This window comes from Endozoicomonas sp. 2B-B (genome assembly GCF_053470045.1).
Map to the genome: position 1 here is coordinate 1,873,187 of NZ_JBLZMU010000001.1, position 22,682 is coordinate 1,895,868.

A 22,682-nucleotide genomic window follows, 5' to 3' on the forward strand; every position below is an offset into this window, starting at 1 on the left:
GACAATGAGTCTGAGCTTACATTGATGTGCCGACTTAATCGAAAATAGCCACTATTTTGGCTATCGCTTCTTCAACTGCATCAGGATCAGCTTTCTCTATGAATTCTAGTTCTCCCGAAAGGTAGTCCAATGACTTGATCTGTTCACAAAGGGCAACTCCTGAAACATCTCCGCCATCAATTTTGACCTCAAAGGGCCAGCCTCTTATTGTTGATGTTATTGGGGCCACCAGAGCATATTTGGTAAACCGGCTATACAGCTTATTCGATAGAACCAACCCCGGCCTTCTCTTACGTATTTCCCTTCCTGAGGAAGGATCGAAGTTGATCCATACAACATCACCTCTGTCAGGAATATAGGGCATCAAATCTTCTCCCCACCAACAGGACCATCATTCATCCACTCCCTATCTTCCTGATTAGGCTCAAAACTGTTCTCGTCATAACCATCAAACATCTGCTCCAAGGTGTATTTCACCTTTGGCTTTGATTCCTTCAGGAGAATTTCACCCTTTAAAGAATTTACTTCCAACCAGGAACCTTCACCTAACCCTGAAATAGAAAGAGCCTTAGCAGGTATTCTAACAGCAAGGCTATTACCCCATTTTTTAATTTGAACGATCATCTGGCCACTGGCTCCGAATAAAAGTATATACACAGGTATAGACTATAGCGCCTGTGCAAGTTAATACAAGCGTTCTTAAATTTGGCCACTTTTAAAACTACGAGTGCTCGAAATCGTACAGGGAACTGAATTTTAGTTTCAGGTCTCCAGCCCATGCTCAAACACTAATCCTTACTGACTTTCATTTTCAGAGATGAGGTTGAGCCCGTTATCCGCCTTTTCTATTTAAAAACGGAGTTCAAAGGGTGATCAGGCTTGGTCTGGCGGGTGCTGAAAATCTGTCGCTGCTGCAATAGATGGACTACTTTACTGTAGCGTTCAAACTAAGCTAGAAAGACGACAATGGGTAATTACATGGCTCGATTACCAACTGCTGCTTCCCTTGGCCTCATCATAATGGCTTGCCCCTGTTCAAAACTGCTGGCAGGAAGTCCTTTTTCAACGCCAATGATGGAGGAATTTGTCAGAGAAAAAACCACAAAAGGGTCTGGCTTCCTGGAGGATTTAATTAACCATAATGCTTATACAGGCAAAATCCCTCCTTTTGTACCCAGCCCAAATAGCACCCATCTTATCTTTGCAATGAACTATGAAAATGAGCAAGGCGAAATAATAGCTGAGGGTTCAGAAGCATCGGATGGGGCTGGAGCGCAGCAGCCTCAGGCTTTAATGGATATTCCGCTCCCGCCAATGAATCATGCACAAATTACTGCCATTATCCTGGGATTGAATACAGGAATTGAAAACAACACCCTGAACACTATGTTGAGCTATATCCCGATAACCCCACCCGATGAGAGCCTGACAATTGCAAGCATGATTCAGCAAGTACAACAAGTTCTCCATATTTCGGCTGACAGTAACCAGAATGCAATGATAGGCGTTCTGACTAACATCGTGGGTACCGAATCTCCTGTCGATATGACTAAGCCAGAAGATCAACAGAACCTGGCGATTTTGATGTTGAGCTACTACACAGTCATTCATTCAAATGAAAGCCTCCCTCAGGTGGCTCATGCTTTATTTGACTCATTCCTGTTTCACGCCACTGGCTTGTCTGGTATTGAGAGACTCCATGCCGGAAAACGTGACCTTTTAGGTACATTAGCCTCAATAAACGATCACGACGTTTTAAAAGCAAATGTTAAAGAGTCTGCTTCCGTCTTCTCTGGCCTGAAGTTATTGGGAGAAATGCGTCTTAAGATTTTGCAACAATTGGGTGGTTCCCCAGAAGCTGAAAGTTCTGAGGCATCAGCAGACCCAATGTTATTAGCTGCTAACTCTCTGCTCAATTTTGAAGTTAATAAAAATTTAACACCGCTTTATCAGTACGGTGTAGAATCAGCTGAACAAATGTTAATGCTTATAGAAGAATATGGTGAGAAAGATCCTGAATCAGTTGCCTCGAATATGCAGTTCATGAGTTTCTTGTATGCCACAAGCCTGAAACTTGAACTTCTCTTTAAAAAAATCGTAAGTGCACATGTTGATAATATGCCGATTTGTTTTAGCCAATCAGATACGGATGAAGACATGGTTGAAAATTATGTAACGATTTTCAGAAAATTAGAATTAAAGATAAGACTAGAAAGGGTATTAAACGCCTCAAATGAAAACCCTGGAAATGAAAACCCTGAATTGTTTCAAAAATTTCTTCTAGCCTTAGAAAAGTTCATAACGAATCAATTAGAAAAACTGTTTATTGGTAGATGTGAATTCACACGCACAATGTTAAGCCTTGGCACAATGTTTGACAGAATGCAAATAAACTATGTTGTGGCAGTGTCAACTGCTGTGATGGCGATGTTTCCGCCAACTGTTAATACCAACGTCACTGAGCAGGTTCATGGAGCTATACAAAACAAGGCAGAAAAGAGAGATAAAGAAAAAGAGCTTAGCATCGAAGAGAAGGAGAGAAGAAAAGAAGAAGAGAGGATAAAATATCTGAAAAAACGGGAAAAATACCTGGATGATTTCACTGAATGGTTCGATGCTAACTTTGATTATTCTGTGGAAGAACTTTATGGTTCTGAGAATATCGAGGCTGTCAGAGCGAGAGTGGAAACGTTTTGTGGTTCTGAGAATATCGAGGCCGTCATAGAGAGAGTGGATGCGCTTTATGATTCTGGGGGTATCGATGCCGTCAGAGAGAGTTTTGGCTTTTGACGGAGTTTATTTTTAATCTTCTTCCTGTTCTTTCAGCCCGGTTGCTATTAGCAGGCTTTCCGGGAAATTTTTAAAAAGAAGATCAGAGATTGCTCAGGAAGAGTATCAGAATCAGGCCCGGGCAAATCGTCCTGATATACCAGGGCCAGATCTTCCAGAACAGGCTCTTCCGGATTTCAGGAAAGCCCTGACTCAATTCCTTCAGCAGGCGGTTCTGACGCATGATCCAGCTGCCATAAATGGCAATCATGAAGCACAAAACAGGTTGCAGATACTGAGTAGCGACTTTAACGGCCAGACCCAGCAGCGTCTCAATGTGATAAATGATTAAAACCGACAGGCAGGCTGAGATCACCGTAATGCACCAACTGGCGTAATGGCGACGAAAACTGAGCTTTTCAACCATATAGGCTACGGTTGGTTCTATCAGAGAAATCGATGAAGTCAGCGCGGCAATCGTTAGCAGCATGAAGAAAGCCAGCGCAACCAGCTGCCCGAGTATTCCCAGCTGATTAAATAAGGTTGGCAGTACGTTAAAAACCAGCGTGTCAGCACTGTGGAGCTGTCCGTTAGCGGTGTAAATCTCGATACCCTGCTGCATGGCAGCGAACATACAGGGAATGATCAGCATACCAGCCAGGAACGCCACTGAGCTGTCGACCAGCGCAACCTGGAAAGCGGTGAGTGGAAGGTTGGCTTTTTTACTCAGATAAGAACCGTAAACCATCATGCAGCCCACACCCAGGGACATAGAGAAGAAAGACTGCCCCAGGGCTGAAATCAAAAGCTGTTGGTTCAGTAGTTTGGAAAAGTCCGGAATCAGATAGACTTTCAAACCTTCTATACCACCGGGTCGGCTTAAAGCGAAAGCAATGAGCACAGACAAAATAATAAACAGGGCGGGCATCAGCCTGTTACACCAGCGCTCTATGCCCTCTTTAACCCCACCGATGACGATCAACGTGGTCAGAACCATGAAAAGCAGGGTGACCAGAGCCGTTGAGTAGACATTAAAATCGGTCAGCCAGCTGGCCGCCGCGTGAAGGCCGCCCAATTCGAAGATCGGGGCCAGAGAGAAACCAGTAAACCAGCCACCGATAATGCTGTAAAAACTGTAAATCAGAGTCAGGGTCACTAATCCCATAATGCTGGTGATCAAGCCCAGTTTTTTGACCCAGTTCCTGTTATCCAGACCGGTCATGGCAGTCACTGAGTTGGATTGACTGTATCGGCCGATAGTGAGTTCGGCCACCAGTGTGGGATAGGCAAGAAGGAATGAGAAACAGAGGTAAACCAGAACAAAGGCTGCGCCGCCATTTTGTGCCGTCTGGGTTGGAAAGCTCCAGATGTTTCCCACACCTACTGCGCAGCCGGCAGCGGCAATAATAAAGCTCAGTCTGCTACTGAACTGACCTCGTGTAGCCTGGATTTCTGGCAAGGTGGATTTACTCTGATCAGTCATTCCATTCAGGGACTGTTTGTCCGCCGACTTATTTTTAATACAGCCTGTTGATAACAGCTTCCTCGTTGTCTGATGCGCGGGCCTGATCTTTATGGGCCGACAACTGCGCCGCTGTAACAGCAAATCCCAAAGACTATAGCAGTGATTTTGAGGTTTGCTTTTCGTTTTTACCTACTTGTTGGGGCGAATGAACAGCAACGGTTTGCCTTTCTCCAGTACATAGGGGTAAGCGATGGTTTTGTTGTCGTCTCCGATACCCACCTCTTTGGGCGCCATGTAGAAATAGACCCACCCTGGCAGACGGGCACTCAGCTTCTGATAAAAGACATTCTCGCTGATGCTTTCCAAACCTTCACCCTGGGTGATGGACAGCCTGGGGAAAGCGTTATCATCATGGGCTGAGAAAAACCAGGCTGGCTCTCCCGCCATACTGAAATAGGAGAATGAAGGCGCATGGTCGACAGCAGTTGGAACCGGGATATACAGACTCAGAACACAGTTCATTCGGGCAAAAGAGCAGGTAGCACCGGTCTGTTCCAGGTACCACTGCTTGAAAGCCAGACCATTATGCTCGAAAGGTGTTTTGATCGGCTTGTACTTGTAATTCATGTCGTTGAGGATGGTCAGGGCGGAACGGGTCAGCATCAGCTCCATTGTTTCTCTGGCTCCGATCTCATCCTCGGCCATGGCGATGGGCATCCAGGCAAATAACCTGTGGTGATCATAATGGCTGGCACCCGGTACCGTCCATCCCCAGTAAAAGCGTTCAAAGGCGCCATAAGGTTTGACATTAACTCCCACCACACCGCTGGCAGCACCATAGGCCGGGTGAGAAATATTGCCCAGTTTGTAGTCCTCCAGCTTGCCTTCCTTGTTGTAAGCTCCGGCAGGTAACTGCTGGTCATACACCTGTTCAAGCATGCCGCCTGCATTAGTCAGGTTCTTGGCTTTGGACCATTTCTCGTTATAGGCCCCTTTATGGTTTGACATGTTGAAGGCACAGCCTGCTACCAGCAATGCAGCAGCTGCTCCCAGCAGGTTTCGAAAAATCATATCCATACACTCCTGTGCGCGGTTTCGGATCTCTCGAACCATCGGCCCTGCCATAGAAGCCTTTATAGAAGTTGTTCGCTTGTTGCAAATGCGTCTAGCAAGTGGGTTTATTTAGTGCAATAGGAAATTATAAGCGACTTATTAAAGGCAGAATGAGTCAACCGACTGAGATTGAATACTATTTTTAGCCAGAGGTCTGACGGTCACAGCTGTCTGTTTAATGTCATTAAAAACGTACCAATTGGTATAAAATTCAGGCTTGAAGAGGAGCAGGCATACCGGCCAGGAAAAGGCTCAGGGTCAATAATTCATCCCAGCAGTTGATTTTTTCAAGCCCTTTGACACCTTTGTCAATATGGCCAGTATGAATCAGCATCTGGCGAAAGGCACGCTCACTGTGACGCCCCATGCATTTTTCCAGCAGGTTTTTACGTTTCTTGAGAATAAAGGAAGACATGCCGTGAGTTTTGGCTGCCTGATCATAAGCCACGTTGGGCGGTGTGCCCCGGGATTTTAATCGGCTGAGGTGGCTGAGCAGTCGCACGTCACGGGCCAGAGCCCAGAGCACAATGGGTGGCTCAATGCCTTCGCTTTTCAAGCCGCCGAGTATTCTGACCACAGACTTCGGGTCACCATTCAGAGCAGCATCAGCCAGCTGGAAAACGTCATAGCGGGCACTGTCAGAAACCGCTTCCCTGACGGTTTCCACTTCAATCTTTTTGCCATCCGCCAGTAGCTTCAGTTTTTCAATTTCCTGTGAGGCGGCCAGCAGATTTCCTTCAATGCGTTCGCAGAGCAGCGAAAGAGCATCCTGGCTGGCTTCAAAGCCCTGACTTTTCAGACGTCGGGCAATCCAGCCCGGCAACTTGTCATGTTCAACAGGCCAGATCGGGATAAACAGTCCTTCCTGTTCCAGGGCCTTGAACCATTTTGCCTTTTGGCTGGCATTATCAAGCCGGTCGGTAATGATCAGTAGCAGGTTATCCGGAGAAAGATGTTTCAGATATTCCTGAAAAGCTTTTCGGCCTGCATCACCGGGCTTGCCATTGGGCATCTTGACTTCAAGAATTTGTTTTTCAGCGAACAGTGAGAGACTGTTTGCTGCTTCCAGAAAATCCCCCCAGTCAAAGTTATTGTCGACATGGTAAACGTGTCGCTCGGTAAACCCCTGCTTTCTTGCCGCTTGCCGGATTTGGTCACAGCACTCCGAGACCTGCAGGGGCTCATCGCCACTGACTATGTAGACAGCACAGAGTTGTCGCTTGAGTTGGGCGCCGAGTTGGTCGGGTCTGATGTTCATTGTTCCGCTTCACGCGCCTCTCGCTCGGCTTCGAGGGCTTTGCGGGCTCGTACTTCTTCCTGGCGAAGCACTTCACCGGAAATAGCAGCCACCCTGCGAACAGTGGTCAGCAACAGCTCCTGACGAAGCTGATCAAAGATGATGGCTTCCTCGCTCAGGGCCGCGTTGGTCTGGTTCTTGTCCTGGAACATGTAGCGCTCGTTGAAGAGCACAATGGGGTCAAAGAGTTTCAGGCCATCATTAGTGCTGAGCTGGTAGGTCGCTTTCAGGGTCAGCAGGCGTTCGTACTGACCGACACTGGCTTGAATCTCATCGCCTGTCGAACGCTCCAGACTCACCAGTTGCAGGTGGTAGTGGGCGTCGTCGGTGATCTCAATACCATTGAGCGTCAGAGCTTTTTTTAACTCCCTGACAAACGGCAGATCACTTCCTGAGACAGACAGCTGGGCAATTTCACTGGCAATATCGACCTTGCCTCGCAGCTGAAAGCCGCAGGCTGTCAGCAAACTGGTGATCAGTAGCAGGGGGAGAATGGCCCCTGTATGAAAGCGTCTTGTCATGATCTCTCCATATCGGGCTCAGGACTCTTTATAGAGCTCAAGGCTGTTTTAGCTCAAGGCTGAATGAGTAAGCGCTGATTTACTCTGATCAGAGACGGCATCAGCGGTCGGCATGCTAGCATGCCAACCCCTAAAGATTAACATTGGATTGTCTGCCTGTGTATCATTGCCTCAAAGAGTTTACAGGCTCAGATTGCATGGGGATTTAAGCGCCCATCCAAAGGGCGACGCACGTTTTTAAGTTATTAACGACCCGGTTGAACCGTTTTCCGGGTTGTCATGACAAAAGCCGTGTTCTCGTAATAGTACGCAGCTTCATTGATAAAGATAGGGTATCCGGGTTCACCCTGATAGGGAGTCACTGTGCCATCCATATTCTGAAACATCGGCATGCCCGGCTTCAGCTCCTCAAAGTCCCCATCCTGCAGAGCACTGTGAACCATGGCAGATATTTGTCCGTCGTCGTCTCTGGGATAAAAAAAACGATCCCTGACGGTATAAACTTCGGTGCTTCCGGGCAAGATATTGTCCCGTTCGTTTTCTGGCGTTTGGGTGAAGTCGACCAGATGTTGGATCACTGATTCAGTGTCTGAAAACTGATCGTGTCGCAAAACGCCGTTGGGAAGAGGGCCGACCTCAATGGTCACTGCGTAGTCGGAAAGGCTATTCAGTGTTCGGCTGAATTGGTTATCACGGTCACTCAGAATGATTTTTACTTCCGGCATCTGTTGTTGCACATAGGATGCTGCTTTGAGGTTGAAAGCTGCCTGATCTTTGATAATCAGCGTCATTCCCATGTTGCTGGTGGTACTGTGCAGATCGATGATAAAACGGTCATTATTGGCTTTGGGGCCGAGCAGTTGATTGATTTCCCGGGCTCGGCGGTGTTCATAGACCGAATCATCATCGCCGTTGAGAATGTCATCCGTGAAGGAACGATTCAGATCGGCATCCATAAATCGTCTGACTGCTTTATAGGCTTCAACATTGGCCAGCAGATAATCTACTGGAATGACGCTCTGTTTGAAACTGCCGTCCTGTTCCAACTTCCTGATCAGGTTAGGCCCAATCAACTCGTTGCCATGGGTTCCGCCCACGATAGTGATTCTTTTAATCATAATCAGACCTTTGTTGCACCGACTAAAAGACTAACCCCGGCTTCAGGTTTGTACAACTTCCTGAGAAGTTAAGAGCCCACAGACCTCTTATGTTCTCAAGGACTGGCGGTCCAGCTACGACAGAGTTCAATTAATTCCCTGGTTCCCTGACTGATGTACTTTTGTCGGTGCATGATGAAATAGAATTGTCGGCTCAAATCTCTGTCAGGGATTAACAAAGGGATCAGACTGCCCCTTTTGAAAGCATCCTGAAGTGTAATTCTCGACAGGCAGCCAATCCCGAGACCGGCCTCGACAGCCCGCTTGATGGCTTCAGTGTGTTGCAACTCAATAACCACATTCAGGTTGGGCAGAATGCCGTGCATGGCTCGATCAAACGCCTGACGGGTACCCGAACCGGCTTCACGGAGAATCCAGCCCGCACTCAAAAGGTCCTGGTCTGTCAGTTGGGTTTTGTGTTCGAAGTCATGGCCCGGTGCGCAGAAGGCAACCAGCTCATCATCACACCAGGGAATGACATTCAGGTCATGGTGGTGTAACTCTCCTTCGATCAGTCCGATATCCAGATCAAAGTTAAGAACCTTCTCGGTAATGTTGGCGGTATTGGCCACCTGCAGATCAATATGGGTACCCGGTTTGTCTCTCATCATTCGGGCTACGATGTTGACGGCCAGATAATTGCCTATGGTCAGAGTAGCGCCGACCCGGATCTGTCCTGTCATAGTTTTACTGAAGAGTTTCTGCTCAAGCTGCCGGGCTTTTTCCAGAAGGGCTTCGGCGTCCGGTCGAACCTGCTGGCCGAGGTCATTCAGCTGAAGTCTTTTGCCAATGCGATCAAAGAGCTGAGTATTGAACTTTTGTTCCAGTTCTTTCAGTGCACTGCTGGCGGCAGACTGGGACATGACCAGAGCTTTGGCGGCGCGGCTAAGGTTCTGCTGGCGGGCAACCTCCAGGAAAACCTCCAGTTGTCGGAGAGTCAGTTTCATGAGCTAATCGATTTAATCGAATAATCTTATAAGAATTATCTATTTTGCCAATATCCTACCCCTGGCTGCTCTATTCCGGAAGAAAAAATAGTATGAAAAATTGAACTTTTGGCCAACTTTTCTCTCAAACGTTCGATTGTCATGAATTTTTTACGCTCCGGGTAAGAAACAATCACTCAGATAGCTCAGGTGCCAGCACTTGAAGCGACTGGTTGTCGGCCAAAGAATGTCTGCTATCAGTTGATATGATGGTTAGATATTGATCTAAAAACACAATAAGGGACTGACTAATGGATGTAAGTTCACACACCTTCTCAATGGCAAATTTGAAACAATTGATTCTGGAATCGAGAAGTTTCTGTGATGACAGTACAAGAAAAATCAACAATCTGACTGAAGGTAATTTTTCTCAAGAATGTGGCATTTGCTTTAAAGGCGTTTTTGGCTCTCACAACGTCGTTGTTGCACACGTAGAATGGTATTTTTTTGAGTCAACCAACCCCAAACTCCATTTTTTTCATGGTTCCTGTTCCAGGGAATCGGAAGCAGCCCGGCAGAGTCTCTATTCCCGCGGAATATGCCCTGTCTGTCAGGATTACCTGGCCCCGAAATTAGAATTTTCATCGGTGGCTCATGCTGTAGTATCTGGCGAGATAGACCACGCCCTGGAACTTATGGAGCATGAAGGCCCGGGCTCGAAACACTCTTGGCAGGAAGCGAAGATGTCAGCCCTCCACATTGCAGCGATAAAGGGCGACCAAAATATAGCCAGACTACTGGCCGAGGATCCTGACACCGACGAAGATATTGAACCTGACGAAGGTATTGGTGTCGCCGAAGAACTTGACATCGGCGAAGATATTGATGTTCAAGACTCAAAGGGCAACACAGCACTACACTACGCAGTCAGTAATCATAATCTGGAGACGGTGAGAACATTACTGGACTTCAATGCTGGTATAAACATCCGCAACGAGTGTGGCCGTACACCTCTGCATCTGGCTGCGGAAAAGCCTGAATGTCCTGATTTGTTTACCCTTTTGATGGAGCATGGAGCCCGTTTCGATATTCCAGATGAAGACGGTCACAGGGCAATCCACATAGCTGTTGATGCTGACCATGAGATGGCACTTGAAACTCTGATTAAAAACAGAGCCGATGTAAATGCAACTGCTCACGATGGACGTACCGCCCTTCACTACGCAATGGTATTTGGTTTACATCAAAGTTACCCAAAAAAGAAAAACCATTTAGGCCTGGTCAGGATGCTGATCAATGCGGGGGCAAAAGTTGAGCTTCGCACCGGAAAAGGGTACACAGCTTTTGACGGAATCAAATATGTAGGAAATTCATCCGGCAGGGCGGAAATTATTAAACTGTTAATCTCGTCGGCTATTGATAGTTTTCCTGATATCAATGCACCGGCAGGTCATTCAGGTTACGACCCAGGTCGCAACCTTCTTGAATATGCACTCATTGCCAAGGACAAGGAAGCATTGCAACAACTCATTGACAGAGGCGCTCAAGTCACCGATAGCAACCGGGACAAAGTTGACTCGATTTTGAATGATCATAAGGATAAGTAACTGTTCATGATGCAGCAAAGTGTCAGGCAGAACCATCGACCGTCAGGATTGATAACAACCATGATTAATCTTATCGAGATCATTCAGCTTAAGTCTTTTGCCAATGCGATCAAAGCGCTGAGTGTTGAACTTTTGTTCCAGTTCTTTCAGTACACCGCTGGCGGCAGACTGGGACATTATCAGAGCTATGGCGGCGCGGCTGAGGTTCTGCTGGCGGGCAATCTTCAGAAAAAACTCCAGTTGTTGGAGAGTCAGTTTCATGAGCTAATCGAATAATCTTATAAGAATTATCTGTTTTGCCAATATCGTATCCCTGACTGGTATATTCCGGAAGAAAAAATAGTATGAATAATTGAACTTTTGGCTAACTTTTCTCTCAAACGTTCGATTGTGATGAATTTTTTACGCTCTGGGTAAGAAACCATCACTCAGATAGCTCAGGTGCCAGCACCTGAAGCAATTAGTTGTCGATCAAAGAATGTCTGCTATCAGTTGATATGATTGTTCGATATTAATCTAAAAACACAATAAGGATCTGATAATGGATATAAATTCTCATGCCTTCAATCTGGCAAACTTGAAACAATTGATTCTGGAATCGGATAGATTCTGTGAAAAAAGTACAAGAAAAATCAACAATTTGACTGAAGGTAATGTTTCTCAAGAATGTGGCATTTGCTTTAAGGGGGTTTTTGGCTCTCACAACGTCGTTGTTGCACACGCTCCACAAAATTTTTTTAAGTCAATCAACCTCCATCTTTTTCATGGTTCCTGCCACAGGGAATTTAAAGAAAACCAGCAGAGTCTCGATTCCCGGAAAATATGCCCTGTCTGTCAGGATTACCTGGCCCCGAAATTAGAATTTTCATCGGTGGCTCATGCTGTAGTATCTGGCGAGATAGACCAAGCCCTGGAACTTATGGAGCATGAAGGCCCGGGCTCGAAACACTCTTGGCAGGAAGCCAAGATGTCAGCCCTCCACATTGCAGCGATAAAGGGCGACCAAAATATAGCCAGACTACTGGCCGAGGATCCTGACACCGACGAAGATATTGAATCTGACGAAGGTATTGGTGTCGCCGAAGAACTTGACATCGGCGAAGATATTGATGTTCAAGACTCAAAGGGCAACACAGCACTACACTACGCAGTCAGCAATCATAACCTGGAGACGGTGAGAACATTACTGGACTTCAATGCTGGTATGAACATCCGCAACAAGGGTGGCCGTACACCTCTGCATCTGGCTGCCGAAAACCCTGAATGTCCTGATTTGTTTACCCTTTTGATGGAGCATGGAGCCCGTTTCGATATTCCAGATAACGACGGTAACAGGGCAATCCACATAGCTGTTGATGCTGACCATGAGTTGGCACTTGAAACTCTGATTAAAAACAGAGCCGATGTAAATGCAACTGCTCGCGATGGACGTACCGCCCTTCACTACGCATTGGTACTTGGTTTACATCAAGATTACCCTAAAAACAAAAACTTTTTAGGTCTGGTCAGGATGCTGATCAATGCGGGGGCAAAAGTTGAGCTTCGCACTGGACTAGGTTACACAGCTTTTGACGGAGTCGATTATGTAGGAAATTTATCCGACAGGGCGGAAATTATTAAAGTGTTACTCTCGTCTGCTATCAATGGCTTTGCTGATATTAATGCACCGGCAGGTTATTCAGAATACCACCCAGGTCACAACCTTCTTGAATATGCACTCATTGCCAAGGACAAGGAAGCATTGCAACAACTCATTGACAGAGGGGCTCAAGTCACCGACAGCAACCGAGACAAAGTTGACTCGATTTTGAATGATCATAAGGATAAGTAACTGTTCATGATGTAGCAAAGTGTCAGGCAGAACCATCGATCATCAGGAGTGATAACAACCCTGAGTAATCTTATCGAGATCATTCAGCTGAAGTCTTTTGCCAATGCGATCAAAGCGCTGACTATTGAACTTTTGTTTCAGTTCTTTCAGTACACCGCTGGCGGCAGACTGGGACATGATCAGAGCTTTGGCGGCGCCGCTAAGGCTCTGCTGGTGGGCAACTTCCAGGAAAATCTCCAGTTGTTGGAGAGTCAGTTTCATGGGGTAATCGATTTAATCGAATAATCTTATAAGAATTATCTGTTTCACAAATATCCTACCCCTGACTAAGATATCCCGGAAGAAAAAATAGTACGAATAAATGAACTTTCGGCTAGCAGCCTGTCGGACTTGAGCGTCCGTAGCGAGGATTGCGAGAAATTGAGGATAAAAATTTCTGATTCCGAGGAGAATAGCGAGCTATTTGACGAGGGAGCAGGAATTTTTAGACCAATTTATCGCAACCGCAGTAGGACAGTCTTAAGTCCGACAGGCTGCTAGTGACGCTTTCAAAAAATTCAGATATCTGTCCAAAAGGGCGGAATATATTAAATTCTTACTCTCGTCCGCTATCAATGACTTCGGTGATGTTAATGCACCGGTAGATTCTCGGGGTAGGAGCTTTCTTAAATACGCTCTCAAAACTCGGGACATCGGATCGCTGCGAAAACTCATTGACAGGGATGCTCGAGTCACAGGAAAAGATCGCGAGGGAGCTGACCGCCTTTTGAATTATTACAAAGATAAGTAACTTTTCAGGGTACAGCAAAGTGTCAGAAAGAAAAATCGACCATCAGGAGTGACACCTACTATGAGTAATCTTATCCGGGAGACAGTGACCAGTGTACATCACTGGAATGATACCCTGTTCAGCTTTACCACTACACGCAACCAGGGATTGAGGTTCAAGAACGGCCATTTCACCATGATCGGTCTGGAAATCGATAACAAACCTCTGCTGAGAGCCTATAGCATTGCCAGCGCCAACTATGAAGAAGAGATGGAGTTTTTCTCCATCAAGGTACAGGATGGCCCCCTGACCCAACACCTGCAGAAGCTGGAAGTGGGAGATGACATTCTGGTGGGCACCAAGCCTGTGGGGACTCTGGTAGCCGATCATCTGCTGCCCGGAAAGAATCTCTACCTACTCAGCACCGGAACGGGTCTGGCTCCTTTTATGAGCATCATCAAGGATTTTGAAATTTATGAGCAGTTCGACAATGTAATTCTGACTCACGGCGTTCGCTATGTTTCTGAACTGGCTTATCAGGAGCGGATTGAAAATGAACTGCCAGAAAATGAATACTTTGGTGAGATGGTTAAAAAACAGTTGAAGTATTACCCAACGGTTACCCGGGAACCTTTCCGCAACCAGGGGCGCCTGACGGACTTGATGGAAAGTTGCAAGCTGTTTGCCGACCTGAATCTTCCTGAGCCCGATCTGGAAAATGATCGCTTCATGCTGTGCGGCAGCCCTGCCATGTTGAAAGACCTTTGTCGTATTCTGGATGAGCGTGGCTTTAAGGAAGCCCGTGGTGGAAATCCGGGGCACTATGTTATTGAAAGGGCTTTTGTTGAGAAGTAATTCCTTTCTGAAAAGGCGGCTGTTGTGAAAGTCTTTTGCTTGACCAATAGAGCGTTAAGCTGGGTCAGTTTTACAGGCTACTTTTGCGATAGCCTGTTCTCGATCTGCTATCAGTTATTATGTATTAATGAAGGGAACACCGATTTTGGGGTAGGGGAATTACACTGGTTCGAATATATTTTGAGGTATGATAAATATCAGGATTTGAGACTCTCTCTCTATCTTCAATGAATTCTCCTTCGTCATTAAGAAACATATCTGTTTCATATAAATCATGCCATATATCACTCCCACGTGGACATCCATCATATAATGATTGAAGCTTGGTTGCTTCATCTGTAGTAAGACCTTGAGCTATTGCCACCATTATTGGAAGTAAATGATTGAATCTCGCTAAATGAGCCAATTCAAGAGTGTTGTTGTTTGCCCAGGTTACACGCTTACGCAATAACTCATCGGTATAAAAAGGTACTAAATCCAAAGCCAGTTCTTCATTGTTAGTTTTAATGGCCAGTACCAGAGGTGTATTGTTTCCAAATTGCCTTTCTAATGTCTTTTGATTTGGTGTGATTAATAACTCATGGTTTGTTTTCGTTAGATGATTGAATAGGGCTTTTGATAACTTTATATCTCTGGCTGCAATGGCTGCGGTAAATGGTGTGTTTTGAAAGGGTGACGAGTCAAACTCCATTAGGGCAGATTCAATCTCATCTCTCTCCAGAAGTAATGCAATGAACTCTTCCCGTTCTTTTGACTCTAAAAGGTGTTTTGCTTCGATTTTTGGAGTATTGGTAATATCAACAATAAGCTTAAATAATATATTTGGAGTGAAGCCAGTCCCTTTATATGCAAAAGGATCTCCACCACTTTTCAGTAGCTTTACTGCCCTGGCCCAGTTAACTTTCACTACTGAAAGTACTTCTATAAATTTCTGTGTGACTAAATTTTTTCCTCTTTCCAGTCTTAAAGTCTTTGACCTTTGGGCTTTATCAGGAATAGGTATATATTTGAATTTCAGAGGATAAGGGGATGCTCTTTTCATTGATCGAAAAGATCGCATTCTTAACTTTACAGTATTTCCTTTATGAATAGGGTTTTTCTTGTCAAAATACCAACTTCTGTACAATGGATCATCTGGATGAGGTGGAGTCATATTGTCAACTTTATATCGTAAAAAATTATCAATTTGTTTGATTTCTTACGTCTTATAAAGTTCCAAAAATATCTTTTTAGTTAGTGATTCTAACGTTAATCGCTGAGTAAAATATAACAGTCATTGACTTGTTTGCTTGCTTCAGAGGCCGTCGAAAAATGCAGATATGATATTAATAAGTGTCTCAAAATACTCATTTACTCTCAGCTCAATATTTTTAATTTACATTGACTGGCTCCGACAGGCACAATTACTCGCACCTGCCTCACCTTCATCCTCATCATCATCGACCAGATAATCCAAGGCATTGGGGTTTATTGCAACCCACTCCGGCAAATGGTCAAGCAACTCCTGTAACAGTTTCAGCTCCTGCCCTGCACCAAACTCGCTTCGTCTGAAACCACCTTCCCGCAGAGCACTGAGTGCCATTAACATTGCCCCAATCGTATCCTGGTCTATGGTAAATTTTGCTACCTGCTGCAGCAATGAATTCTGGGATCTGTCACCGGTAAAAAGAAAATACAGGACGGCCGCTGCAGAACTGGGGGCCCAGGTTCCTCGAAGCTTTGTGTCACCAGTCTTTTTTCGGGATCTCTCTGCACCAGAACTGGAAGGCAGAAGGAGATTTAACTCAGCCATAACCTCCCCATGATCAAGCTTGCGAGCATGCGTGTTTTGCAGGATCTGTTGCTCAATAATCCTCAGGCATTTCAAAACTTCCGGGTCAGTTACCTGTCTATAGATGCGCTCTAAGGTGATTTCAGCCAGATCCCTGTTCGCAGTTCTTGAATCACGATCTTCAATCATGACCCTCGCTGTAAGGGCGATAGCAACAGCAGCCTGCATGGCTTGCTCATGGTTATGACTGACCTGAACCGTTTGTCGAACGCGGTTGACAAAATCCTCGTCACTGATAAATGGATCATGATCAAGGATAGCAACAATCGTAGCAATTCCCATACAACCGCCATTACCAGAGGAGCCTTCTGTTTTCCCTGATCTTGTACGAAAACTCTGACCGGAAAGGTCGAGAACCTGATCCCTGGTTGTCAGAGTGCCATTTCTGAATCCCTGAAAGAAAGTTTTTAACAACCGAGAGTGAAAAGTACCGTATTCGCTTAACACGACATCCATCGAATCTTCCATATTTAAATGAAAACGCTGCTCTTTGGGAAAGGCAAAAAAACACTGGCATTTAGCCATTCTGACAGCATCAAACTGTGCGCCTTTACCTTTTTTTTGATGCTGTTTTTTAGGGCGATCAGAGCTTCGGTAATAATCCAAAAAGAACTTGTAAATCGCAGCCGCTTTGTGAGTGTCATCCGTAAATAGCTCACGCCTCCCAGCTCCATAGCCGTAACGAACGGTCCCCTTGCAATCCCCCAGGGCAGTACCAAGCAAAGCCAGCTCTGCATTGGTCGGGGTAGCAGCAAATGCAGGCATTATTAGCAGTAAGAAGACTGCAAAGCACATGCACTGAGCAATGAAAAATTGAAGATTAACTGTTTCATACCAACACTCTCGATCAGTTCGTCCCAGGTTAGTCATTAGATACATTCCTTATATTAATTCAAGTAAGGGAATAATAGCGGCTTTCTTAAATCTTGCTACCCAGAAGCCTGGGAGCAATGTCTGAACGTAGGGGACTGAAGCTGGTACGGACGTATTGGTCTGGTCAACAAGGGCTTTTACAAGCACGTTCCTTTAGGGGAGGGTAGTTGATTCACTGATATTTTTAACTGACTCATCGATTAACTCAATTGTATCTTTTAGTTCTTTGGATAAATTAAAATCTGCACACAGTTTAATAAAAGGCTCGTATCCACTAATTATTGTTCGTATTTGAATAAGTAGCATTTTTAATTCATTTTCTATCTCACTTCTGGCCTTCGTATCCAGTTCAGAAAAAGCTTTGTCGAGTGTGCAGCGATGAGTGATTGCAGTGGCTACAGATGCCAAAGAAACTTGCATTTCTATACTTATTCCAACTTGCTCTACGCCCTGCTCATTTTGAGAAAGTAAGACTCTGGTTGTCATGGGGCTGGGCTGATCACGACATGTTAACATGGAGTGCGACATTCTCAGATCCCCTATGGGATCCCTCAAACCTGAAGACCTGCAAATGTCTGCAAAAAAATCCACTTGTTCCAACCCTAGTTTTTGAGACTCTACGAGTATCTTGTCATGTAACTTCAAAAATTTCTCTGCAGCCGATAATATTGAAGCTTCTGAAACAGAGCTATTGCCTAATATGAAAAATAATAATAAATACAGTCTTTTTGTTGGAATCACAGCGTTAGTAGCTCTATTAGTTAGATAACAATGCAACATAATAGTCGTACCTTCACGCTTAGGAAAAAATAATAGCCGTTAAGTACCTAACCAGTTGGTTTCGCATATTCTGGACGGCGGCTTTTTCCATCCTTCTGCGTTCCAACTCTGGTTGCGTAGCTACGGCTACGCACCCGTCGTTGCGCCTTGAAGGATGAAAAAATCCTCTCGCCAGAATATGCGAAACCAACTGGCCAGGTACTTACTATACGAATTATTTTTGCAGATCGTGGTGTAGTCACATTATGAGTACAAGCGGGCGTCCGCGAGCTGATTTTCAGAGAACCAAAACCAATGTTGGTTTTCATGATACAAGTCAGTGGTCTCCTGATGCCGACAACAGCTGGCGGACTCACAATTACAGCAGGAGGCAAGTATTCCGCAAGCGCAATGGTGACTCAGCAAATAGACGTTTGAAGCAGGGCTACTGCTTTATTTTTTCTTTAACATTGTCGTACACACCTTCGAGTCCACCTCTTTTTCCTACTTCAAAGTCAAACCATGTTTTATCGGCAAAGCGGGGATAGTCCGCTTTCACATAGGCATAATCCGGTCCAACGAGCATTTCAAAATTCCGTGCGAGGCCGACGATCGCAACCAGAGTCAGTAAAATAATTGCCAGCAGCTTGAACATACTTCTTACCCCAACGAATCTGTTTCTTCGATATTAGCAGAATGATTCTTCCAGGCTCGGTGTACTGTTGAGAATTCTCTTAACAAAATTCAGGCCTCCCTCAACGGATGAAGGAGACCCAGGGCATTAGTTCTGTGAGCGATAAAATGCCAGTGCAGCGGCCGCTCCGTTTTCATCAGAACCCAGAACCGCCTGCAGGGCACCCAGACAGCACAGAACATGGGTCTGGTCGGCGCTGCAGCCCATCAGCCCAATCCGCCAGACCTTTCCAGCCAGATCACCAAGGCCTGCACCAATTTCCAGGTTGTACTTTGACAAGAGTTCACTTCTCACCCGGGCGTCGTCGATACCATCAGGAATCCTGACCGCATTCAGCTGGCTCAGACGTTCATTTTCAGGAACAACCAGTTCCAACCCCATGGCTTCAAGACCGGTTGCCAGGGCCTGATGATGAAGCCTGTGGCGGCGCCAGGCGTTTTCGATACCTTCTTCCTGCAAAATAACCAGAGCTTCGTGGAGGGCATACATGGCGTTGACAGGCGCAGTATGGTGATAAGCCCTTTTGGCCCCCTTACCCCAGTATCCCATGATCAGATTCATGTCCAGGAACCAGCTCTGGACTTTGTGCTTGCGGCTGGCAATTTTCTCCACAGCTTTTTCGCTGAAGCTCACCGGAGATATACCTGGCACACAGGAGAGACATTTCTGTGTGCCCGAGTAGATAGCATCGATACCCCAGGCATCTACTTCCAGCTCAGATCCACCCAGTGACGTGACCGCATCAACGATGGTAAGGCAGTTATGCTCTTTGGCCAGACGACAGAGTGTTTCTGCATCAGAGCAGGCACCGGTAGAGGTTTCTGCATGAACGAAGGCCAGAATTTTGCTGTCCGAGTGAGCCTGAAGCGTTTTTTCAACTTCAGCCACATCAACAGCACGACCCCATTCACCCTGAACAATAACGGGTTCGCCACCTGCCCGCTCGACGTTTTCTTTCATACGGCCACCAAAGACGCCGTTAATGCATACCACTACCTTGTCGCCTGGTTCGATCAGGTTGACAAAACAGGCTTCCATACCGGCAGAGCCGGGTGCGGAGATGGGCAGTGTCAGGGCATTGCGGGTCCTGAAGGCGTACTGAAGCAGCTCCTTGACCTCATCCATCATACGGACAAACTCAGGATCAAGATGACCTATAGTGGGTCGGGACAGAGCCTCTGTAATTCGAGGGTATACATCTGAAGGGCCCGGGCCCATCAGTGTTCGTTTGGGCGGATGAAATGATTGAATGGTCATGTCTTGTTCTGCTGTTGTTGACCTTTTGGTCAGGTTTATGACAAAGGGGTGTGTATGTAATACACATTTTATCAGTAACTATCAATGTTCAATTTTTTTTGAGCACTGTATACACTTTTCGGCAAACCTTTGCCAGAAATATGGAGTGGCCATGAAGCCAGAACGCTATGATGTCATCTTTGAACGTGCCTGTGAACGCAAGGGGGGAGAAGCAGCCGTTGAATCCTTGCTGGTAAAACCCCTTTCCAATGACCAATTAAGAAGTATTCCGGATGACCGCTATCTTGCGGAACTTACCCGCAAGGTTTTTCAGAGTGGATTTGTCTGGAGAGTTGTGGATCAGAAATGGCCTGACTTTGAGGAGGTATTCTGGGGTTTTGATATTGACAAGTTGCTGATGATGCCTGACGACATGCTGGAGCGAAAAGCAACTGACCCTAAAATTATTCGTCATCTCAAGAAGGTCTGGAGCATCCGGGAAAATGCCCTGATGATCCATGATGTACGACAGAGAGAAGGTAGCTTTGCACAGTTTGTCGCGCTCTGGCCTGAAGATAATATCATTGGGCTTTGGGCCTATCTGAAAAAACATGGCAGTCGTCTGGGCGGCAATACCGGCCCCTATGCCCTGAGGGCATTGGGCAAAGATACCTTTCTGATGACACGGGATGTTGAAGGCTATTTTCGTGCTATGAAAGTCATTGAAGGCAGTGCAACCAGTCAGAAAAGCCAGAAAGCCATCCAGTTATTCTTCAATCAGCTCAGGGAGACCAGTGGTCGATCGTTGGCCGAACTTAGCAGAATATTGGCTTTTGGTGTCGGTGATAACCATGTTCAGGCGTTGGCTGACATGGCACACTGAATAAAATTTTATTGGTCAGCAAAGTATCACGATTGGCCGTCCGTCATCGGAGCCACAGCCTGCCCTACCTGCCCTGAGAATAAGTCAGATCAAAATGGCACCACCATGCTAAGCGGGTATACGTCAGTAGGCAAGTTTCTGAAGAAATAATGTTTTTCAGGGTCCTTCTGACTTCTCAAATCAGAACGCTAAATATCACCCAGCATATTTTTGAGATGAAAGCGTCCGATGTCCAGCTCCGGTGTCCAGAAGTCTACTTCGTGCAGGTATTCCATCTTGGCGCTTAGCTTTTCCAGTTCGGGTTTGATTGCTCTTGAACGAAACAGAGGGTCATTTACCTGTCGGACAATACAATCAGCGTAGGCCTGGTAGGTCTCTGACTTGTCTTCTTCAGGGAGTCTCAGGGCCTGCTCGAGGTCACGATAAGTTCCGATAAAATCACCATCAAGGAGTTTTTCTTTGGCTTGTTCACGGAAGTAGGCCGTGGTCACTGGAATGGCAAACATAGCCAGATCTTTTGACCAGATGTGCTTCAGCCTGAGAGCTTCAAGCTGACGAATGATGTTTTTTAGCGGAACCTGATTTTCAAGTTCATGGTTCAACAGGCCCAGCCAGGAGCTTATTTGAATTTCATCAATGGCCTCGGTAAATTCATGGGGGGCATCTCCCAGGGCATAGAAACGCTCTATGGCCTTAATAGCAGGAACAAAACTTCCGTTACCATAATGAATCATCACCGCAATAAAAGCGGCTTTGCCAGCAATCTTTAGCTTCTTTTTCCCTTTGGGCTCCTCACTCCAGCGAATGAGAGAGTCCTGAATGGCCGGATTATTGGCGCGAATATAATCCAACTCCTGATTAATTTGTTCGGGCGAGTATTCATTGACCAGCATGAAACAGAAAAGAGATTCCAGCAGCTCGATCTGATTCTGAGCAACGGCATCTTTGAGTTTCTGACTGAGCTCGGCTCGAGTCATTTTTTCTGATAGACCCGGGTAAGGGCTGTTGCTCTCTTCTGGCATAACGTTTTCAGTAGGTTCAGCTGCTTTGTTCATGGTTCCTTCCGGTCTGTCACACCTTAAAAAACACTCTGTTTTGCAGGCGATGTGGCTTATATCGGCCATATTTCCGGTATCTGAGAGCAGCTTGTCAGTTTATGCCTGTGTTGATTCAGTGATTTACACCATCCTGCTTTCTAATTCCTATGTAATGCATATACATCGCCGTATACCCATAAACCCGGAAAAATCAACTGATGAATGGGTAAATTGTTGATTTACTTCACCCAGAGCCGATAAATCGGTCATTATTGTGACTCAGGAATAGCGATGAAAACAGGACCACGCCTGCCGAATGATCAGGTTCAATCTGATCAGATGCCCCGGCAACAGGACTTGGATTCAGGGCGTTTTAAGCATTGGTTAGTCAAAAGTACGGTCGGTCAAACTTTTCTGCATACGCTGTCTGTAGCAATCACTCAATCCACAACTTTGCTCAGTCGGGTAACGCAAATTATATTATTGCCTTTGCTCCACCTGATTGGTCATGGAGAGCTTCTGTCAACCAGAGTGCAGAAAATTGAGCAATCGAAATCAGAGCCGCAGCTAAGATTACCGTTTTTGGTCACGAATCTGATGTCACTATCAACCCGGTTTGATGGTGAAGATAAGGCAAGACTTTATGATTTCAGTGACGGCTGTTGCTGTGGTCTTGCCTCAAGCTACGTACTATACGAGCAGATGGGATGTACAGAGGAATATGATGAACTTTTGAGCACTGTAAGCCAGGACCCGGCACTGGGCTGGGTATTCTGGAATAACCACTATGATCATCTGGCGGATGCTATTCTGGATGCCCAGCAGATGTTTAAAGCCGATCCTGCCACGCAGGATCATCAGGCGCTCTTGTTATTAAAACTGCGGCCTTTTTGTGAATCGTTACTGGCTTTTCAGGCACCGGAAACCACAACGTTGCAGGAAGAAGTGCCTGTGCAAAATACAGAGAAGACTGCACAATGGATTGTCTCAGCGGCTGGTAGCAGTACTCCGGTCTTACATTCAACTCCCTGATACCCCATTGGGCTTACCCAATCCGGG

The 22,682-nt window shown here is 46.0% G+C and carries 22 protein-coding genes; 6 read left to right on the forward strand and 16 right to left on the reverse strand.

Going from position 1 to position 22,682, the window contains the following annotated elements; translation table 11 throughout:
• Positions 1-34 precede the first annotated feature (34 nt).
• Together ACOMHB_RS07500 and ACOMHB_RS07505 are read right to left on the reverse strand one after the other, a co-directional pair.
• Entirely contained in the window at positions 35-364 is a 330-nt protein-coding gene (locus ACOMHB_RS07500) for a type II toxin-antitoxin system PemK/MazF family toxin (protein ID WP_448216118.1), read from the reverse strand.
• Positions 364-624 carry an AbrB/MazE/SpoVT family DNA-binding domain-containing protein gene (locus ACOMHB_RS07505; RefSeq protein ID WP_448216119.1) on the reverse strand — a complete coding sequence of 87 codons (261 nt, stop codon included), beginning with the start codon at positions 622-624 and terminating at the stop codon, positions 364-366. The genes ACOMHB_RS07500 and ACOMHB_RS07505 overlap by 1 nt, the downstream gene beginning before the upstream one ends.
• A gap of 354 nt (positions 625-978) precedes the next feature.
• Here ACOMHB_RS07505 and ACOMHB_RS07510 point away from each other — a divergent pair, with 354 nt between their 5' ends.
• The gene (locus ACOMHB_RS07510; RefSeq protein ID WP_448216120.1) at positions 979-2,790 is read left to right on the forward strand and encodes a hypothetical protein; all 1,812 of its coding nucleotides are present in this window, start codon (positions 979-981) and stop codon (positions 2,788-2,790) included.
• A gap of 82 nt (positions 2,791-2,872) precedes the next feature.
• On the opposite strand, the gene ACOMHB_RS07515 is transcribed toward ACOMHB_RS07510, so the two are convergent.
• The 6 genes from ACOMHB_RS07515 to ACOMHB_RS07540 all read right to left on the reverse strand — a co-directional run bounded on the left by ACOMHB_RS07515 (position 2,873) and on the right by ACOMHB_RS07540 (position 9,269).
• Positions 2,873-4,252: a sodium-dependent transporter gene (locus tag ACOMHB_RS07515; protein ID WP_422132719.1), complete on the reverse strand. Its 1,380-nt coding sequence runs from the start codon at positions 4,250-4,252 to the stop codon at positions 2,873-2,875.
• Positions 4,253-4,423: 171 nt separating this feature from the next.
• Positions 4,424-5,305: a hypothetical protein gene (locus ACOMHB_RS07520; protein ID WP_422132720.1), complete on the reverse strand. Its 882-nt coding sequence runs from the start codon at positions 5,303-5,305 to the stop codon at positions 4,424-4,426.
• Between the two features lie 253 nt (positions 5,306-5,558).
• Entirely contained in the window at positions 5,559-6,605 is a 1,047-nt protein-coding gene (gene holA, locus ACOMHB_RS07525; protein ID WP_448216121.1) for a DNA polymerase III subunit delta, read from the reverse strand.
• Positions 6,602-7,165 carry an LPS-assembly lipoprotein LptE gene (locus tag ACOMHB_RS07530; protein ID WP_448216122.1) on the reverse strand — a complete coding sequence of 188 codons (564 nt, stop codon included), beginning with the start codon at positions 7,163-7,165 and terminating at the stop codon, positions 6,602-6,604. The genes holA and ACOMHB_RS07530 overlap by 4 nt, the downstream gene beginning before the upstream one ends.
• A gap of 245 nt (positions 7,166-7,410) precedes the next feature.
• Positions 7,411-8,283 carry an aspartoacylase gene (locus ACOMHB_RS07535; protein WP_448216123.1) on the reverse strand — a complete coding sequence of 291 codons (873 nt, stop codon included), beginning with the start codon at positions 8,281-8,283 and terminating at the stop codon, positions 7,411-7,413.
• A 95-nt stretch (positions 8,284-8,378) separates the two neighbouring features.
• Complete coding sequence (locus ACOMHB_RS07540; protein ID WP_448216124.1) at positions 8,379-9,269, reverse strand: LysR family transcriptional regulator; 891 nt, start codon at positions 9,267-9,269, stop codon at positions 8,379-8,381.
• A 290-nt stretch (positions 9,270-9,559) separates the two neighbouring features.
• On the opposite strand from ACOMHB_RS07540, the gene ACOMHB_RS07545 reads away from it, so the two are divergent.
• Positions 9,560-10,855 carry an ankyrin repeat domain-containing protein gene (locus tag ACOMHB_RS07545; RefSeq protein WP_448216125.1) on the forward strand — a complete coding sequence of 432 codons (1,296 nt, stop codon included), beginning with the start codon at positions 9,560-9,562 and terminating at the stop codon, positions 10,853-10,855.
• Between the two features lie 42 nt (positions 10,856-10,897).
• Here ACOMHB_RS07545 and ACOMHB_RS07550 read toward each other — a convergent pair whose 3' ends face one another.
• A complete protein-coding gene (locus tag ACOMHB_RS07550; RefSeq protein WP_448216126.1) occupies positions 10,898-11,116 on the reverse strand; it encodes a LysR family transcriptional regulator in 219 nt (72 codons plus the stop codon).
• A gap of 280 nt (positions 11,117-11,396) precedes the next feature.
• Here ACOMHB_RS07550 and ACOMHB_RS07555 point away from each other — a divergent pair, with 280 nt between their 5' ends.
• Positions 11,397-12,686, forward strand: a complete 1,290-nt coding sequence (locus ACOMHB_RS07555) for an ankyrin repeat domain-containing protein (protein WP_448216127.1) — start codon at positions 11,397-11,399, stop codon at positions 12,684-12,686.
• A gap of 42 nt (positions 12,687-12,728) precedes the next feature.
• Here ACOMHB_RS07555 and ACOMHB_RS07560 read toward each other — a convergent pair whose 3' ends face one another.
• Positions 12,729-12,947: a LysR family transcriptional regulator gene (locus ACOMHB_RS07560; protein WP_448216128.1), complete on the reverse strand. Its 219-nt coding sequence runs from the start codon at positions 12,945-12,947 to the stop codon at positions 12,729-12,731.
• A gap of 589 nt (positions 12,948-13,536) precedes the next feature.
• Between ACOMHB_RS07560 and ACOMHB_RS07565 the strand changes: the two genes are divergently transcribed.
• On the forward strand, positions 13,537-14,310 hold the full coding sequence (locus tag ACOMHB_RS07565; RefSeq protein ID WP_448216129.1) for a ferredoxin--NADP reductase: 774 nt from the start codon (positions 13,537-13,539) through the stop codon (positions 14,308-14,310).
• A 124-nt stretch (positions 14,311-14,434) separates the two neighbouring features.
• Here ACOMHB_RS07565 and ACOMHB_RS07570 read toward each other — a convergent pair whose 3' ends face one another.
• The 5 genes from ACOMHB_RS07570 to ACOMHB_RS07590 form a co-directional block, all read right to left on the reverse strand.
• Complete coding sequence (locus tag ACOMHB_RS07570) at positions 14,435-15,463, reverse strand: hypothetical protein (RefSeq protein ID WP_448216130.1); 1,029 nt, start codon at positions 15,461-15,463, stop codon at positions 14,435-14,437.
• A gap of 222 nt (positions 15,464-15,685) precedes the next feature.
• Positions 15,686-16,906, reverse strand: a complete 1,221-nt coding sequence (locus ACOMHB_RS07575) for an ADP-ribosylglycohydrolase family protein (RefSeq protein ID WP_448216131.1) — start codon at positions 16,904-16,906, stop codon at positions 15,686-15,688.
• 261 nt (positions 16,907-17,167) lie between these two features.
• Complete coding sequence (locus ACOMHB_RS07580) at positions 17,168-17,794, reverse strand: hypothetical protein (protein WP_448216132.1); 627 nt, start codon at positions 17,792-17,794, stop codon at positions 17,168-17,170.
• A 424-nt stretch (positions 17,795-18,218) separates the two neighbouring features.
• Positions 18,219-18,428, reverse strand: a complete 210-nt coding sequence (locus ACOMHB_RS07585) for a hypothetical protein (protein ID WP_448216133.1) — start codon at positions 18,426-18,428, stop codon at positions 18,219-18,221.
• A gap of 126 nt (positions 18,429-18,554) precedes the next feature.
• Positions 18,555-19,724, reverse strand: coding sequence for a pyridoxal-phosphate-dependent aminotransferase family protein (locus tag ACOMHB_RS07590; RefSeq protein ID WP_448216134.1), 1,170 nt, complete (start codon positions 19,722-19,724; stop codon positions 18,555-18,557).
• Positions 19,725-19,875: 151 nt separating this feature from the next.
• Between ACOMHB_RS07590 and ACOMHB_RS07595 the strand changes: the two genes are divergently transcribed.
• Complete coding sequence (locus ACOMHB_RS07595; RefSeq protein ID WP_422132734.1) at positions 19,876-20,586, forward strand: DNA-3-methyladenine glycosylase I; 711 nt, start codon at positions 19,876-19,878, stop codon at positions 20,584-20,586.
• 188 nt (positions 20,587-20,774) lie between these two features.
• On the opposite strand, the gene ACOMHB_RS07600 is transcribed toward ACOMHB_RS07595, so the two are convergent.
• The gene (locus ACOMHB_RS07600) at positions 20,775-21,641 is read right to left on the reverse strand and encodes a hypothetical protein (protein WP_448216135.1); all 867 of its coding nucleotides are present in this window, start codon (positions 21,639-21,641) and stop codon (positions 20,775-20,777) included.
• Between the two features lie 273 nt (positions 21,642-21,914).
• Here ACOMHB_RS07600 and ACOMHB_RS07605 point away from each other — a divergent pair, with 273 nt between their 5' ends.
• Positions 21,915-22,655, forward strand: coding sequence for a hypothetical protein (locus ACOMHB_RS07605; RefSeq protein ID WP_448216136.1), 741 nt, complete (start codon positions 21,915-21,917; stop codon positions 22,653-22,655).
• Positions 22,656-22,682: the final 27 nt, after the last annotated feature.

Bases quoted from the DNA above. Each gene is read 5' to 3' on its own strand.
- ACOMHB_RS07500 (WP_448216118.1), bottom strand. From the start codon at position 364: ATGCCCTATATTCCTGACAGAGGTGATGTTGTATGGATCAACTTCGAT.
- ACOMHB_RS07505 (WP_448216119.1), bottom strand. From the start codon at position 624: ATGATCGTTCAAATTAAAAAATGGGGTAATAGCCTTGCTGTTAGAATA.
- ACOMHB_RS07510 (WP_448216120.1), top strand. From the start codon at position 979: ATGGCTCGATTACCAACTGCTGCTTCCCTTGGCCTCATCATAATGGCT.
- ACOMHB_RS07515 (WP_422132719.1), bottom strand. From the start codon at position 4,252: ATGACTGATCAGAGTAAATCCACCTTGCCAGAAATCCAGGCTACACGA.
- ACOMHB_RS07520 (WP_422132720.1), bottom strand. From the start codon at position 5,305: ATGATTTTTCGAAACCTGCTGGGAGCAGCTGCTGCATTGCTGGTAGCA.
- holA (WP_448216121.1), bottom strand. From the start codon at position 6,605: ATGAACATCAGACCCGACCAACTCGGCGCCCAACTCAAGCGACAACTC.
- ACOMHB_RS07530 (WP_448216122.1), bottom strand. From the start codon at position 7,165: ATGACAAGACGCTTTCATACAGGGGCCATTCTCCCCCTGCTACTGATC.
- ACOMHB_RS07535 (WP_448216123.1), bottom strand. From the start codon at position 8,283: ATGATTAAAAGAATCACTATCGTGGGCGGAACCCATGGCAACGAGTTG.
- ACOMHB_RS07540 (WP_448216124.1), bottom strand. From the start codon at position 9,269: ATGAAACTGACTCTCCGACAACTGGAGGTTTTCCTGGAGGTTGCCCGC.
- ACOMHB_RS07545 (WP_448216125.1), top strand. From the start codon at position 9,560: ATGGATGTAAGTTCACACACCTTCTCAATGGCAAATTTGAAACAATTG.
- ACOMHB_RS07550 (WP_448216126.1), bottom strand. From the start codon at position 11,116: ATGAAACTGACTCTCCAACAACTGGAGTTTTTTCTGAAGATTGCCCGC.
- ACOMHB_RS07555 (WP_448216127.1), top strand. From the start codon at position 11,397: ATGGATATAAATTCTCATGCCTTCAATCTGGCAAACTTGAAACAATTG.
- ACOMHB_RS07560 (WP_448216128.1), bottom strand. From the start codon at position 12,947: ATGAAACTGACTCTCCAACAACTGGAGATTTTCCTGGAAGTTGCCCAC.
- ACOMHB_RS07565 (WP_448216129.1), top strand. From the start codon at position 13,537: ATGAGTAATCTTATCCGGGAGACAGTGACCAGTGTACATCACTGGAAT.
- ACOMHB_RS07570 (WP_448216130.1), bottom strand. From the start codon at position 15,463: ATGACTCCACCTCATCCAGATGATCCATTGTACAGAAGTTGGTATTTT.
- ACOMHB_RS07575 (WP_448216131.1), bottom strand. From the start codon at position 16,906: ATGCCTGCATTTGCTGCTACCCCGACCAATGCAGAGCTGGCTTTGCTT.
- ACOMHB_RS07580 (WP_448216132.1), bottom strand. From the start codon at position 17,794: ATGTTGCATTGTTATCTAACTAATAGAGCTACTAACGCTGTGATTCCA.
- ACOMHB_RS07585 (WP_448216133.1), bottom strand. From the start codon at position 18,428: ATGTTCAAGCTGCTGGCAATTATTTTACTGACTCTGGTTGCGATCGTC.
- ACOMHB_RS07590 (WP_448216134.1), bottom strand. From the start codon at position 19,724: ATGACCATTCAATCATTTCATCCGCCCAAACGAACACTGATGGGCCCG.
- ACOMHB_RS07595 (WP_422132734.1), top strand. From the start codon at position 19,876: ATGAAGCCAGAACGCTATGATGTCATCTTTGAACGTGCCTGTGAACGC.
- ACOMHB_RS07600 (WP_448216135.1), bottom strand. From the start codon at position 21,641: ATGAACAAAGCAGCTGAACCTACTGAAAACGTTATGCCAGAAGAGAGC.
- ACOMHB_RS07605 (WP_448216136.1), top strand. From the start codon at position 21,915: ATGAAAACAGGACCACGCCTGCCGAATGATCAGGTTCAATCTGATCAG.